Source organism: Pirellulales bacterium (assembly GCA_019694435.1).
Lineage (GTDB): Bacteria > Planctomycetota > Planctomycetia > Pirellulales > JAEUIK01 > JAIBBZ01.
In genome coordinates, this window is the sequence record JAIBBZ010000009.1 from 69,312 (window position 1) to 83,964 (window position 14,653).

Annotated in this window: 12 protein-coding genes; 6 read left to right on the plus strand and 6 right to left on the minus strand. The window is 65.6% G+C overall.

What is annotated here, in order from left to right:
- Positions 1 to 34: 34 nt before the first annotated feature.
- Positions 35 to 958, minus strand: coding sequence for a hexose kinase (locus tag K1X74_09520; protein ID MBX7166571.1), 924 nt, complete (start codon positions 956 to 958; stop codon positions 35 to 37).
- Positions 955 to 2,145, minus strand: coding sequence for an iron-containing alcohol dehydrogenase (locus K1X74_09525; protein ID MBX7166572.1), 1,191 nt, complete (start codon positions 2,143 to 2,145; stop codon positions 955 to 957). The genes K1X74_09520 and K1X74_09525 overlap by 4 nt, the downstream gene beginning before the upstream one ends.
- A gap of 191 nt (positions 2,146 to 2,336) precedes the next feature.
- Between K1X74_09525 and K1X74_09530 the strand changes: the two genes are divergently transcribed.
- Positions 2,337 to 2,774 (plus strand): VanZ family protein, encoded by a 438-nt coding sequence (locus K1X74_09530; GenBank protein ID MBX7166573.1) that lies wholly within the window; start codon positions 2,337 to 2,339, stop codon positions 2,772 to 2,774.
- Positions 2,775 to 2,817: 43 nt separating this feature from the next.
- Here the strand turns inward: K1X74_09530 and K1X74_09535 are convergent, their stop codons facing one another.
- Genes K1X74_09535 through K1X74_09545 form a run of 3 tightly spaced genes read right to left on the minus strand, consistent with a single transcriptional unit; the run spans position 2,818 to position 7,808 of the window.
- Positions 2,818 to 4,941 carry a tetratricopeptide repeat protein gene (locus K1X74_09535; protein ID MBX7166574.1) on the minus strand — a complete coding sequence of 708 codons (2,124 nt, stop codon included), beginning with the start codon at positions 4,939 to 4,941 and terminating at the stop codon, positions 2,818 to 2,820.
- On the minus strand, positions 4,938 to 5,930 hold the full coding sequence (locus K1X74_09540; GenBank protein MBX7166575.1) for a D-glycerate dehydrogenase: 993 nt from the start codon (positions 5,928 to 5,930) through the stop codon (positions 4,938 to 4,940). The genes K1X74_09535 and K1X74_09540 overlap by 4 nt, the downstream gene beginning before the upstream one ends.
- 45 nt (positions 5,931 to 5,975) lie before the next feature.
- A complete protein-coding gene (locus K1X74_09545; GenBank protein ID MBX7166576.1) occupies positions 5,976 to 7,808 on the minus strand; it encodes a M3 family oligoendopeptidase in 1,833 nt (610 codons plus the stop codon).
- Positions 7,809 to 7,982: 174 nt separating this feature from the next.
- On the opposite strand from K1X74_09545, the gene K1X74_09550 reads away from it, so the two are divergent.
- On the plus strand, positions 7,983 to 9,644 hold the full coding sequence (locus K1X74_09550) for a CocE/NonD family hydrolase (protein ID MBX7166577.1): 1,662 nt from the start codon (positions 7,983 to 7,985) through the stop codon (positions 9,642 to 9,644).
- Positions 9,645 to 9,669: 25 nt separating this feature from the next.
- Here K1X74_09550 and K1X74_09555 read toward each other — a convergent pair whose 3' ends face one another.
- Positions 9,670 to 10,557, minus strand: a complete 888-nt coding sequence (locus K1X74_09555) for an acetamidase/formamidase family protein (protein MBX7166578.1) — start codon at positions 10,555 to 10,557, stop codon at positions 9,670 to 9,672.
- Between the two features lie 188 nt (positions 10,558 to 10,745).
- On the opposite strand from K1X74_09555, the gene K1X74_09560 reads away from it, so the two are divergent.
- The 4 genes from K1X74_09560 (at position 10,746) to K1X74_09575 (ending at position 14,638) form a co-directional block, all read left to right on the plus strand.
- Positions 10,746 to 11,720, plus strand: coding sequence for an NADPH:quinone oxidoreductase family protein (locus K1X74_09560; GenBank protein MBX7166579.1), 975 nt, complete (start codon positions 10,746 to 10,748; stop codon positions 11,718 to 11,720).
- A 784-nt stretch (positions 11,721 to 12,504) separates the two neighbouring features.
- Entirely contained in the window at positions 12,505 to 14,088 is a 1,584-nt protein-coding gene (locus K1X74_09565) for a sodium/solute symporter (protein ID MBX7166580.1), read from the plus strand.
- Positions 14,085 to 14,399, plus strand: coding sequence for a hypothetical protein (locus K1X74_09570; GenBank protein ID MBX7166581.1), 315 nt, complete (start codon positions 14,085 to 14,087; stop codon positions 14,397 to 14,399). The genes K1X74_09565 and K1X74_09570 overlap by 4 nt, the downstream gene beginning before the upstream one ends.
- 5 nt (positions 14,400 to 14,404) lie before the next feature.
- On the plus strand, positions 14,405 to 14,638 hold the full coding sequence (locus K1X74_09575) for a hypothetical protein (GenBank protein MBX7166582.1): 234 nt from the start codon (positions 14,405 to 14,407) through the stop codon (positions 14,636 to 14,638).
- The last annotated feature ends 15 nt before the right edge of the window (positions 14,639 to 14,653 follow it).

Sequence of the window (14,653 nt, forward strand, 5' to 3'; positions counted from 1 at the left end):
CGGCGCTTCGAGTCGCGGTGCTTCGAGCGGCAGGCTAATCCAACCGCGCGACGTTGATTTCTCGCGCGCGGGCTTCCAGCCGCGCCGGGTCGAAACGAGCCGGCAGTAGCTCCAGGGCATTTTCGGTCGCGGCCGCCATGCCCAGCCGAACGGCCTCGGGCATTTCGGCACCGCGCGTCAGCGACCAGGCCGCGATCGCGGCCAGCGAGTCGCCCGAGCCGATCGGATTGACGGCCTGAATCGACGGCGGCGCGAGCCGATAAGCGGCCGTCGCGGAACACAGCAGGGCCGGCTGCGCGCCGTGCGAAAGGAGCACCCATTGGGCGCCGCGTTCGTTGAGCTGGCGCGCGGCGCCGACGGCGTCCGCGTCGTCGGCGAGCGGATGGCCCAGCGTTTGCTCGAGCTCGTGCCGGTTTGGCTTGACCAGACGCGGCCGGCGGTGCAGGCAGGCCATCAACTCGGCTCCGCGAAAATCGAGCACGCTCTCGCCAGGCGTGTTGCCCAGCAGATCGTCGTAAAACGTGTAGGGCGTTCCCTGGGGCAGCGAGCCCGAGAGCACGGCCATCGGGGCCTCGAGCGCGGCCGCGCGATAAACGTCAAGAAATCGCTCCAGTTCGTCGGCCGAAACCGCGGCGGCGTTCTCGACCAGCTCGGTCGTGGGCTCGCCGCCCGCTTCGAGCAGCGTCGTACAGACGCGGGTCCGTCCGTGCGTCCAGATCCATTCGGCGTCGATGCCGGCCGCGGCAAACTCGTCGGCGATGGCCCGCCCGGTATCGCCGCCCAGCGTGCACACGGTCTTCGCGGCTGCGCGCACCTGGGCGAGTGCCCAGGCGACGTTGATCACTTTGCCCGAGGCGCACCACGTCGCGGCCTGCGCGCGATTGACGGCGCCCCGTTGCCATTGTTCGAACACGAGAATCTGCTGCCAGGCCGGACTGAGTCCCGCGGCCACGATCATAAGAGTTGCTCCAAGAGGTTCCGCAGTGCCGCGTCGGATACCTCGACCGGGTTGCCGCTCATGCTGTTGCCGCGCGACTGGCGAACCAACTCGTCGAGCTGTTCCGCTCGCACCCCGACCTCGTTTAGCCTCTGCGGCAGGCCCAGCTCGCATTGCAGTTGTTCGACCGCCGCGATTGCCGCCTCTGCCCGCGACGCGCTGCTTCCCAGTGCGCCGGCCAGCACCTCGCCGATGCAGGCCAGGTCTTCGCGGCGCTCGGACAGGTTGAACCGCATCGCGGCAGGCAGCATCAGCGAGCACGCCAGGCCGTGCGGCACGTCGCACACGACCCCGAGGGCCGCTGCCACGCCGTGGGCCAGCCCCAATCCGCCGTTGGCCAGAGCCAGACCCGACAGCATCGCGGCGTACGACATCCGCATCCGGGCCGGCTGATCCAGAGGATCGACAAACGCGGTGGCCAGCGCCGAGACGACGCCGGGCATTCCCTCGAGCGCGAGATTGCGCGACAGCGGCGTTGCCCGGCGCGACACGTAGCTTTCGATTAATTGCGCGATCGCGTCCATGCCGGAGTGTGCCGTGACGATTGGCGGTGCCGACACACAAAGCTCCGGATCGACCAGGGCAATCCGCGCCAGCATCGCCTCGGAGCGTAGGCTCTTCTTGCACGGCGGCTGGGCAACGCCGATTACGGCGTTCTTGGTCGCTTCGCTCCCGGTTCCCGCGGTGGTGGGCATCGCGATCCAGGGCAGGGGGCTGGCCGCCAATTGCAACCCGCGGCCGACGCCTTCGAGATAGTCGCGCACGCTGGCCCGCGAGCTTTGTGGCACCAGCGCGGCCGACGCCTTCACAAGATCGATGGTCGAACCACCCCCCAAGGCGACCAGCGCGTCGCCGTGCCCTGCGCCGTCGTGACGGAGTTGTTCGACGATTCGATCGACGTCTTCGACTGTGGGCTCGCGCGATGGCGCTTGCAGCGTGACGACACGTGTCCCGCACGCTTGCACGTCGTCAACAATCCGTTCGACCACGCCACTGGCCGCCAAGCCGCGCGAGCCAACCACCAGGATGGCTCGCTGGCAAAGCGACGCCAGCAGCGCGCCCAGTGCGCTACGCGATTGCCAACCGAACACGATGCGGCCTGGCGCGGCGAATTCGAACGGGCCCAAGGAATTGACCGGGGTTTGCACGGAGATTGCACCTCGAGAGGCAGGCGCGCCGATTATAAGGTTTGGAGCGACGCTTGCCGCGCCGCGGCGTGCGAAGTGCCTATTCCCGCGGGGCGTCTCGCGCCGCGCAACCTCTCGCCGGTGGCCAGGAACGACGGCGTCGGGTACAGTGAAGGTGGCGTTGTGCAATTTGCGGCCGCGTTGAGTTTGTGATGTCCCGGCGTCAAAGTCTCGAGCGTCATTGGGCACGACGCCTGCTGGCCACGTATTGGCCCGCCATGTTTCTGGCCACGCATTGGCCGAAGCTGCACCTGGACAGCTCCGTGGCCCTGTTCTCGAACGACAAAATCCTGCATTGCGGCGCCTATGCGCTGTTGGCCGCGCTGGCGGGCACCGTGGCATGGCATCGCGCCGAGTCAAGGCGCGCTCGCCTGCGAGGATTTTTGCTGGTCGCGGTCGTGATCGCAGCCTACGGCGTCTTCGACGAAATCACCCAGCCGCTGGTGATGCGCAGCGCCGACCTGCTCGACTGGTGCGCCGACCTGGTTGGTTGCGCGATCGGGCTAGCCACCGCGGCAGGCTGGGGCTGGCTGCGCGATCGCATAAGCGCCGCGCCGGATCTTACAGCAGTCGAAGAGCCGGCGGCCTAGTTGCCGCCGTGGATCGTAAGAGCTGCCCGGGCTTTGAACCTGTTCAAGAGCGCGCGGGCGTTGGATCGCCGGGCAAGTTGAGATCCGGCAGCGCCAAGTCGGTGGCCCGGTACGGCGTCTTGTTCTTATAGCCGAGGGCGCGCTCGCGGATGGCCGCGGCCAGTGCGGCGTTTCCAGATGCAGCGGCCAGTTCTGCGGCGCGCGTGGCCGTCGCGGCGGCCTCGTCGAATTGCTGGTTTTCGGCCAGAGCGGCTGCGCGCAAGTCGAGCGCCACGGCCGAGGGGGGCTCGACTGCCACGAGCGGATCGGTCAAACGCACGGCCTCGGGGCCATTGCGGAATTCCGCCGCCTTTTGCGTCGACAGGATCCAGGCCAGCTCTGCGGCTGCGGTCAGCCAGTCGGGACGCGCCCGCACGACAGCCCGGTAGGCCTCGATCGCGGGCTCGAACTCGGCCCCGGTCGCGTGCAGGCGTGCCAGCGCCAAGCGTGCACCCGCAAAGGCCGGAGCAGCATTGCACGCCTGTCGCAGATGCACGACCGCGGCCACACGTTCATTGGACCGGACCAGTGACTGGCCCAGGTTGTAGTGCAAAATCGCGTCTTGAGGTGCGACTTCGAGGAGTCGATTGAAATACTCAATCGCGGTGCTTGGCTGACCGCGGCGTAGCTCGGCCAGGCCCAGGCCGCGCAAGGCCGCGACATTCTGCGGCTCGATCTCAAGTGCGGCTCGGAAATGGGTCTCGGACTCGTCGTACCGGGCGAGCGCCTCGAGGGCCAGCCCCAGGTTGCCCTCGTCCAAGGCACTGTGCGGTTTAATCGCCAGGGCCGCCAGGTAGTGGCTGGCGGCCGACGCATAGTCGCCGTCGCGCACGGCCACGGCCGCGAGCCGCTCGTGTGCAACCCAACTGCGTCCGTTGATGCTCAAGACATGGCGAAACAGCGTAGCATCGTTGCGCCAGATGTCCGTCTGCTTCCAGGAGAGCAGGGCCCAGGCCGCGAGCAGGATGCCGGCGGCGATCTTGATGCCGGGACGCGGAACGAGATTGAACAGCAGTGCCATGGCCAAGGCCGGGCCCAGCATGGCCAGGTAGGCATAGCGGTCGCCCACGGTCGAGATCGCTTGAAAGCCGAAGGGGATCAGTCCGCACACCGGGAGCAACGCAGCGACGAACACCAGGGCCGCAGTCAGAAACCCGCGCGCGTGCGGCAATCGAGTCAGCGCCGCCAGCGCGATGAGCGGCAGCGGCCACATCAGGTAAACCCAGCCGCTCTGGAGGACCGACGCCGGCGAGCGTCCATAGTCGGGCGAAAGCCGCGCCGGTAGCAGCGTTTTCCACGCATAGAAGGTCAGTGCGTCACCGGCGATCATGGGCCGAGCCCAGGGTACGACCTGGGGCGTGCCACCTTCGGCGGTTTGTAAGCGGTTGGTGGCATACGCCAGCAAGGCGGCCAGGGCGAGCCAAGGCACGACCGACAACAGGGCCGCGCGCCAGGGACGCGCCAAGACGCCCAGCGACAACGCCAAAGCCACGAGCGGAACCGCGACGGCTGCCGGCTTACACAACAGGGCCAATCCAAAAGCGATGGTTGCTGCAACGTAAGACAGTGCCGCGCGGCTGCCGCGCTGTTGGCAGTACACGTACAAGTTCAGCGCGGTCAACCCCAAGGCGGCCGCCAGCAAACCTTTTTGCTCCGATACCCAGCAAACCGTTTCGGTCTGCAAGGGATGCCAGGCAAACGCAAACGCACTCACTACCGCCGCGCGCCGATTGCGCACGAGCTGCCACAACAGGACTGCCACGAGCCCCGTGCACACCGTATGTAGCACGAGGCTCGTTCCATGAAACACGGCCGGGTTGAACGTGACCGCATCGGTTGTGACCTGCCGGGCGACGGCCGCCTCGACGCCCATCACCAGATAGGTGACCGGGATGTACAGATAGCCGTAGGGCTCTTGCCAGAACCGTAACAGACTCGCGAAGGTCGGCGGATTGAAATGCGGATTCTGGGCGATGTTGAACAGGTCGTCCCAGTTCAACAAGGCAAAGTTCCAGGAGGCAGCAAACGGCAGCGCGGCGACGAGAGACGCCGCCAGCAACGCGATCTGTCGGCCGGCGGTGTTTCCGACGGGCGAAGACGGCTCGGCGGAATGCGATGCGTCGTTCACGGGCGGCGCCGCGATGCGACCTCAGGATTGACCCAATGCGGCAGCGGCTCGCCGCGCACTCCGGCCAGCAGGTTTGCCGCGGCGATCTCGGCCATGCCGTTGCGGCTGGTGACCGTAGCGCTGGCGATGTGCGGGACGAGCACACAATTGGGTAAGAACAGTAACGGCGTCTGCGGATCGGGCGGCTCGGGATCGGTCACATCCAGGCCCGCGGCAAAGATCGTGCCGCGCTGGAGCGCCTCGATCAGGTCCGCCTCGACCACCAACGGTCCGCGCGCCGTGTTGACCAGCACCGCGGTCGGCTTCATCTTGCGAAACGCGGCCGCGTTGAACACTCCGCGCGTGGTGTCATTGAGATCGGCATGAATGGACACGAAATCGGACAACGAGAGCAGCTCGTCGAATTCGACCCGGCGGGCCCCCAATTGTTGTTCCGCATCGCGGTTGTGGTGCGGATCGCAGTAGACGATCTGCATGCCCCAACCCCAGTACATGCGCCGCGCCACGGCGGAGCCGATGCGGCCCATGCCCAGGATGCCCAGCGTCTTGCCTTCCAGGTCCTGGCCGATGTGGCCTAGCGGTTCCCAGGTCTTCCAGTGCCCTTGCCGCGCGTAGAGATGGCTTTCGAGAATCCGTCGCGAGGCGGCGAGCAACAGCGCCACGGCCAGGTCGGCCGTGGCCTCGGTCAAAACTCCAGGCGTGTTGCCCACGCAGACGCCCCGAGCCGTGGCGGCCGAAACGTCGATGTTGTTGAAACCCACGGCGAAGTTGCTGACGACCTTCAACCGCGGCGCGGCGTCGAGCAGCTCGCCGTCGATCTTCTCGGTGAGCAGTGCCAGCAGGCCATCGCAGCGGGCGACCTTTTCGAGCAGCACGTCGCGCGGCGGCGGCAGCGGCTCGTTCCACACCTCCGCGTCGCAGGCTTCGAGGACGCGCGCCAACCCCGCCTCGGGAATCCTCCGGGTCACAAACACCTGGGGACGAGTCATGTACACCTCGTGCGTTCGAACCGGTTGTCGGACCCGCGATCCTCGTCAGCCGGATCCGAGACTTTCATAGCGTGTAATTTGCGCGCCGACCAGCCGCAGGCTGCCGCGCCAAAAGTCCGGCTGGCGAATGTCGATCCCGAACCGCGCCGCCAAGGGCGCGGCGTAGTCCTGCCCGGTATCGCGCAGCAGTTCCCCGTAACGCGGCAAGAAGCTCGCGCCCTCGCGGCGATAGATGGCATACAGGCCGGTCGCGAACAGATGGCCGAACGCGTACGGAAAGTTGTAGAAGTTGTCCTGGTACGCGTAGTAATGTGGCTTCCAAAGCCACATGAAGGGGTGATAAGTGGCCTCGTCGACCGCGTCGGCATAGGTCTCGCGCTGCGCCGCGAGCATCAGTTCGCAAAGTTCCTCGGGCGCCAATTCGCTCGCGGCCCTTCGTTCGAGCAAGGCCGTCTCGAACAGGAACCGGGAACTGATATCGAGGCAGACCTGCGTCGCCCCGGTGAGCTGCGTTTCGAGGATCGCCAACTGCTCGTCGGGCCCGGCCGTGGCCAGGGCCGCCTCGGTGATCAGCGTCTCGCAGAAAATGCTCGCCGTTTCGGCCAGGATCATCGGGGCGCCGCGCAGCAAAGGGTCGAGGCCCGTTTGGCAGAAGTTGTGATAGGCGTGGCCCAATTCGTGGGCCAAGGTGCTCACGCCGTCGAAGCTGCCGTCGAAGTTGGCGAGAATCCGGCTCTGCTCGACGCGCATCACTTCCATGCAAAACGCGCCGCCGCGTTTGCCGTCGCGCGTCTCGCCGTCGATCCAATGCTCGTCAAAGGCCCGGGCCGCAAACTCGCCTAGCTCGGGGGTGAATTGAGCGAACTTTTCGACGATGAGTGCACGCGCCTGGCTCCAGGTGAAGCGCCGCTGCGAAGCTCCCATCGGGGCGAACAGGTCCCACCATGGCAGCTTCTCGCGCCCGAGCTTTTGAGCCTTGCTGCGCAGATACCGACGGAACGCCGGGAAGTATTCGCGAATCGTGTCCAGCAGAGCGTCGAGAGTCGGCCGGTCGATCAGGTTGGCGTCGAGCGCCGCTGCCAGCACGCTGTCGCGCCCCCGGCGACGGGCCAGGTTGATCGCCGCCCCCTTGACGCTGTTCAGGCACGCGGCCACGGCGGTTTGCGCACTTCGCCAGCCGGCGAGTTCAGCGTGATACGCGGCCTCGCGCACCGCGGGGTCGGGGTCGGAGCAGAGATTGCGCACCGCCGTGATCGGCAGCGTCTCTTCCTGGTCGCCGCGCCGCAACTGCACCTTGATCTGGCTGGTGAGATTGCCCTGTAGCTTGCCGAAGGCGACCGGTCCATCGACGCACAATTCAGCCGCGAGCTCCTCGAGCGGCTCGCTCATCAGGTACCGGCTTTGCTCGGCCGCGCGGCGGAGAAAGAAACCGTGACGCGCGAGCAGTTCGCGGCCCGCGATCAACTCGGTCAGCCGCGCTTCGAGCGATCCGATCCAGCCCTGCAATCGCACGAGCAGCGTACGCATGCGGGTGTTCAACGCTTCTAACCGCGACAATTCACGCTGGGCCTGCACATCGTAACTATCGGTCGTCAGCACGCCGTAGACGAACGACTCCAGCGTGCTGGAAAGCAAGACCAGGGCGCTGGTGCGCTGGAGCGCGGATTCAAGCACGTCGGCCAGCGTGATCGGCGATTCCGCGGGCGCAAGCTCGCGCCGGCGCACTTGCCCTTGATCGAAAAACGCCTCACAGGCGGCCAGGTCCTGACCGAGCCGCGCGACGTCCGCCTGGAATTCGGGCGAGGCGAGCGACGGGTAGATATTGGCCAGGTTCCAACGCGTGGGTTTGTCGTCGGGCGGAGTTTCGGCAGTGGGCATGGCGATCTGGCTCGAGGCGACCAATCTGCGTTTCACGGGCGGTCCGGGGCCGCTGCAATGTACCCGCTGGCCAACGTTGGCGGCCAGGGTGCGGCAAGGCTATCATCGACCGCGCCGGCGGCTGCGCGTCTGCGCCGCGGGAGTTGACTTTTGATTGTCTGGGGAGGGTTGAAGATGTCCTTGGTCAAGTCGCGCCGCCCGCAGTGGATTTTGCTTGCCGCGGCCGTGGTGCTGATGGGGTGGGCCGTTTCGCCGGCGGCCGGCGGACCGACCGAGTCGATGGTGACCATGACCGACGGCACACGGCTGGCGGTCGACGTCTATTTGCCGGAGAACCGCGCGGCGAAGCTGCCGGCCATCTTCGTCAGCACGCCTTACAACAAGTCGGGCGTGAAGGGATTCGCCGACGGTTTTCTGTCGCGCGGCTATGCGCTGGTCGTCGCCGATATTCGCGGCCGATTCAAATCGGAAGGCAACGACGCGATCATCTTTCACCATCACGGCTGGGCCAAGAACCACGACGGCCACGACCTGCTCCGTTGGATCGCCGCGCAAGAGTGGTCGAACGGCCGCGTCGGGTCCTACGGCGGATCGGCCGTCGGCATCACACAGAACATGCAGGCGCCCGGTGCCCCCGAATGTTTGCAGGCGCAGTACGTCGAAGTGGCGTTTTCCGACATGTATAGCCAATGCGCCTATCAGGGCGGGTGTTTTCGCCAATGCCTCTTGGAGGGCTGGCTGAAGGCCACGCAGATGGACCCGGAGAATCTCGCGTCCTTTGTCGCGCATCCCAACAAGGACGCCTTCTGGGCCGAACTCGATCCCGAATCGCAGGCCGCGCGCGTCAACGCGCCCGGCGTGTACGTCGGCGGGTGGTACGACATCTTCGTACAAGGCACGATCAATTCGTTCACTTCGATTCAACAACAAGGGGAGCCCGGCGCGCGCGGACGCTGCCGGCTGGTTCTGGGGCCCTGGGCGCACGGCACTTTTGACGAGCTGACCTATCCGCCGAACTCGGAGCGGCGCCACGTCAAAGCGGCGGATCATTACCGCTGGTTCGACGCCCTGCTGAAAGACACGGACAACGGCGTCGCGCAGGATCGGCCGGTGCACTACTACGTGATGGGTGACCCGACGGACAAGGAAGCACCAGGCAACTACTGGCGCGCCGCGGCCGACTGGCCGCCGCCGGCCGAGGCGACCGCGTTCTTTTTTCACGCCGATGGCAAGCTCACGCGGCAGCCGCCCACCAGCGCCGGCACGTCGCGCAGCTACCGCTACGATCCGGGGAACCCGGTGCACACGATCGGCGGACAAAACCTGCTGATTCCCAAGGGGCCCATGGACCAGCGGCGCATCGAGGAGCGCGAAGACGTGCTGCTCTTCACCAGCGACCTGCTGGCCGAGCCGCTCGAAGTCACCGGGCGCATCACGGCACGGCTGTTCGTCTCCTCGGATTGCCCCGATACGGACTTCACGGTCAAGCTGTGCGACGTCTATCCCGATGGTCGCTCGATGCTGGTGACCGATGGAATCTTGCGAGCCCGGCATCGCGTATCGCTGGCGAGCGAGGATTTTCTGACGCCCGGCGAGGTCTACGAGCTGGCGGTCGATCTGTGGAGCACTTCGCTGGTCTTCGCGCGGGGGCATCGTCTGCGCGTCGCCGTGTCGAGTTCGAACAGTCCGCGATTCGAGCCCAATCCGAACACGGGCCACGCGTTTCGGGCCGACAAGGAGCAGCGCGTGGCGACGAACACGCTGCACCTGGCCGCCGACCGGGCGTCGCACATCGAACTGCCCATTTATCGCGGGCCGGAAGATCGCGAGCCCTGACTCGGAGCGTGGTGACGGTGGGCGATCAGCGCGCCGCGAGGTAGCGCTTGGCGAGCTTCGTGGCCACGGTGCCGTAGGCGTAGTAGCCGACCGAGATCTGGCCCACGTGCGTGAGCAGGTCATAGGCTCGCCAGCGATCCCAGCCATAGTCGGCTTCCAGCCACTGAATCAGCCAGGCATAAGCCTGGGCGATCGAGCGTTCCATCGGGCAGCCGGTCGCCACGGTCATGATCTCGTCGGCCGTTTCGATGCGCGGGCCGGGCAGCAAGTGCGCCTTGCGCAGGTCGATGCGCAAGGTCGATACTGCGGGCATCTCCAGCCCGCTCGCCGAGAGCTCACCGTGGCCCATCGCGGCGTGCGCATCGCCCACGTAGAGCAGGCCGCCGGGTACGAACACCGGCAAGTAGATCGTGCTGCCGGGCCGCACCTCGACCAGGTCGAGATTGCCGCCATGGATGCCGGCGGGCAGGGTCGTCGGCACGCCGAACTCCGGCGCGGTGCCGATGCAACCCAGCATGGGGCGATACGGAATGGTGCACGTCTCGCTCCAATAAATCTGGCCGTCGCGAATCGGGCACACGTGCGTGCCGTGCGGGCACTCGTCGCCGAGCCATTCGGCGAGTTGCCGCGGGTCGCTTGTGCGCGTGGCGCATTGGCCGATCAGCGGTTCAATCGCGTCGATGGTCACCGCCAGGGCATCGCCCGGCTCGGCACCATTGATCCAGATTGGGCCGGTCTGGGGATTTCCCAAAGGCGCCTTGCGCTTGTCGCGCCGATCGGCGTCGGTGCGGATCTGGCCGCTGAAGGCGTCCTCGGTCTCGACCGCGACGGTTTCGCCCGGGTCGATCTGGAGCCGTGGCTCGCTGAAGCGGCTGAATTCGTAGTACAGCGGTCCGAGGGTCAGGCGTTGCATCGCGGGTTTCTCCAGCAGGGCCTCATCGTAGCTCGCCGGTGGCCGACGCGCGTCTAAAATCTCTCGTGGCTCGGCTGTTGCGAAGCGCGCCGGCGAGGATCATGATTGACCCGCCGCAGGCGCCACGATTCGCGAATGCGGCAACCGACTGGGACAAATTCGATCCGCGTTGTGGAAAGTCAGCCCCGATGAAGGTGCTCGAGATTCAGCGTTTTGGCGGCCCGGAGGTCATGCAGTTGAACGATGCACCCGTGCCACAGCCGGGGCTCAAGCAAGCGCGCATCCGGGTCGAGGCGGCGGGACTGAATTACTCGGACATCATGATTCGCGAGGGCAAGTACCTCGACCGGATGAATCCTCCGCTGCGCTTGGGGCGCGAGTTTTGCGGCGTGATCGATGCACTCGGCGAGTCGCCCGGGCCGTGGACCGTGGGGCAACGCGTCGTCGGCACGGTGCCGGGCGGCGCGATGGGCGAGTTCGTCTGCGCACCGACGCCGGCGCTGTTGCCGTGCCCCGAGGGTCTGTCCCCCGAGCATGGTGCCGCATTCCTGATCGCCGGCCTGACCGCGATGCACTGCATCGACGACTGCACGCGTGTGCAAGCGGGCGAGACGGTGCTGATTCATGCCGCCGCCGGCGGCGTGGGCACGATCGCCATCCAGATTGCCCAAGCCCGCGGCGCGAAGGTCTTCGGCACCGCGTCGAGCGAAGCCAAATGTCGCCAGATCCGCGAACTGGGTGCCGAGGCAATCAATTACTCGGAGGGCGATTGGGTGGCCCGGTTGCGCGATCTGACCGGCGGCCGCGGCGCCGACGTGATCCTCGAGAGTGTCGGCGGCGACGTGTTTCGCCGCTCGTTCTTCGAGGCGTTGGCCGACTTCGGCCGGATGGTCGTCTACGGCCTCTCCAGCGGCCAGATGGTCCAGTTGGCCTCGATCGATCTGCTGGCTTCGAACAAGACCATCGGCGGCTACTATCTGGGCAGCTATTTCCCCAGGCATCTTGATCGCGTCGCCCTGGCCACGGGCAAACTGATGCAATTGCTGGGCGAGGGCAAGCTGAAATTGATCGTGGGGCAGACGTTCCCCCTGACCGAAGCCGTGGCCGCATTCAATCTGATGCAGAACCGTCGGAACATCGGCAAGGTCGTGATCAAGCCGTAGGCGGCGAACGCGTGTTCGTCCGCCGCCGCTTTGGTTGCGATCCGCCAAGTGTCCAGTTTTCTGATGCGCAGTTCGCCTGGCACCGATCCCATTTTCGGCGGCAGCGAGCCGCCGCCCGACACGATTGGACAACGTCAGGTTCGCGCGCGGCACCGACGATCGCGTCGATTGCGTACGATTCGAGTAAATAAATCGGACCGTGGTCCAATTCGAAACCGTTGTTGTGCGGACCCCTGGCGCGACCCGATTCTGGCCGAGCCTGGGACGCGGCGTCTTGCAGCAAAGTGCGAGATTTCTCGGGTTTTGTCCGGCGCGCAATTCTCTTGACCGTTGACCGCCCTCTTGCATAGGATGCCCTGGCTTTCGGAGTCGGGGCTAACGTGGTCTCGGCTTGGCTAGAGAAGATCCTGGGGAGCCGCTTCTGGTGCGGCAGGACCGGGATTGGATTTAGTAAGAAAGGAGGTGATCCGCATGTGTAGTGGTGACCAGAGGTGGCTCGGATAACGAGCAGCCGACGGGCTGCCCGCGGCGCGTCCTCGTGACGTTTCCTGCTATCCGCAGCCACAGTCTGACGATCGATTCAGAAGGAGCCGGCCGAGGCATCGCCTTGACCGGCTCCTTCGTTTTTTTGCGATGCCGGCTCCGCGCTCGCAGGCGGTTGCGATCGGGGAGACCGTTCCCTTTCGTCGGCGCGGTGTGGTACGATCGGCCACCGTTCGCCCCGCCCCCTTCATCCTGCTGGGCGGACTGGGCACGACGCTCTGCAACCTGCCGCCATACGACGATGGACGACGTCTTTCGCCAGCTCTTACCGATCGATCTGGTCATTGTGCTGGCCTATATGGTCGGCGTGCTGCTGATCGGCATTTTCTACAGCCGCTACGTGTCCTCGACGGGCGACTTCTTTCTCGCCGGCAAGACCCTGCCTTTTTGGGCCATTGGCATTTCGATCGTGGCCAGCGATATCGGGGCCGTCGATCTGATCTTTGGTTCGGGCGGCACGTACCGCTTCGGTATTGCCCAGTTCAATTTCGACTGGCTCGGCTCGATGCCGGCGCTGCTCGTGGCGGCCTTTATCTTTGTGCCCTATTACTGGCGGGCCGGCGTCTTCACGATCCCTGAGTTTCTGGGCCGGCGCTACAACGGCACCGTGCAGTGGATCCAGGCGATCATCTGGTTCATCTACATGGCCGTCAACGTGGCGATCATGCTCGTGGCCGCGGCCACGGTGCTCAAAGAGGTGCTCAACCTCCGTGAGCCCTGGCAAGAGGACCTCGCCATCTGGACCACGGCCATCATGATCGGGCTGTACACGATCTCGGGCGGCTTAGGGGCGATCGTCATTACCGACATCATGCAGGTCGTGGTGATGCTCGTCGGCGCCGGGTCGCTCGTGTTCTTGAGCGTTTGGGAAGCCGGCGGACCACAGGCCATGGTCGACAAGATCCAGGCCCAGGGACCGGCCACGGAGCATTTCTTTCGCCTCGTCGTGCCGCACAATGCCGATTCGCCCTACCCCTGGACGGGCATCGTCTTTGGCCTGGGGCTGGTCATGTCGACCGCCTACTTCGTTGGTAACCAGGCGGTGCTACAACGTGTCCTCGGCGCGCGGACCGAATGGGACGCCAAGGCCGGGATGATCGTCGCCGGGCTGTTGAAGCTGTTGATTCCGCTGCTGATGTTTGTGCCCGGCCTGGCCGCGCGGGCGCTATATCCGAATCTCGAACAACCCGATCGCGCCGTGCCGCTGATGGTCAACGAGCTGATGCCCTCGGGGCTCAAGGGCTTGATGTTTGCGGCGTTCTTCGCCGCGCTCATGTCGAGCGTCGATTCGTATCTCAACTCCTGCGTCACCGTGTTCCTGTCGGATATCTATCACCGGGTGCATCATGCGATTTTCAAGCGGCCGCTCACCGATCGGGCCGGCCTGCTCCTCGGGCGCATCTTGACGGCGGTCTTGCTGGTGGGGGCCGTGCTGTATGCCCCCGTCCTCAAGGAACGTCGCGAAGCCACCTATATTCTCGTGCAAGACATGCTCAGCCTGTTCCAGGGACCGACGCTCGCCATCTTGCTCTTGGGTATTCTCTGGGCGCGGACGACGGGCTGGGGCGCGCTGGCCGGATTGCTCTCCGGCGTGGCGACGACGGGCACGCTGAAAATCATCGGCGACGAGGTCTTTCCGTCGCAAAATCCGTTCCTGTTCGTGGCCTTCTGGTCGTTCGTCGTCACGATGGTTGTCACCACGGTGGTCAGTCTGCTGACCAAACCCGAGCCTCCCGAAAGGTTGCGCGGCCTGGTCTATCGCCAGGTGCTCAGCGATCAAGACGCGCAGCGGCTGCTGCGCGACCAGGTGGGAGACGCCTCGTGACGCTGCTGGCGACGATCACCGATCGGCTCGCGGACGCCTGGCACCAAGTGACCGCGGTGTTGCACGAACACCTCGCCCCTGCGCTGCGTTCCCTGCAGCTGCCGATGGACGACTTTTTCAATGCTCTGCCCCTGTGGGCCGGCAAAGTGGCATTGATGGGCCTGTTCATCTCGGCGGCCATCTGGTCAATGTCGCTCAAGCGGTCGTTTGTCTATCTGGGCGCACCGGACCAGGCGCGCTGGCGCGACCTGCGTTTGTGGGCCTTGGCAGTCTTGGCGCCCTATGTGCTGATCTACTGGTGGCTGGGTTAACTGGTATGAGTCACGACGAGATCGATGATCGCGACGCCACTTCGCTGCTCATGTTGGGGGCGTTCTTCGCGGCGATGGGCGTGCTGGTCCTGGTGGCCACGTATTGGACGGTCGGGCGATTTCATGCCATGGTGGTCAATGTTTGTGCCGGCACGCTATTGAGTCTCATCGGAATCGGCATGTACTCGCTCGGACGCCGCCAGCGCGCCGCCGCGCGAGATCACGGCCGGTCGAACTGACGCGACCGCACTCGC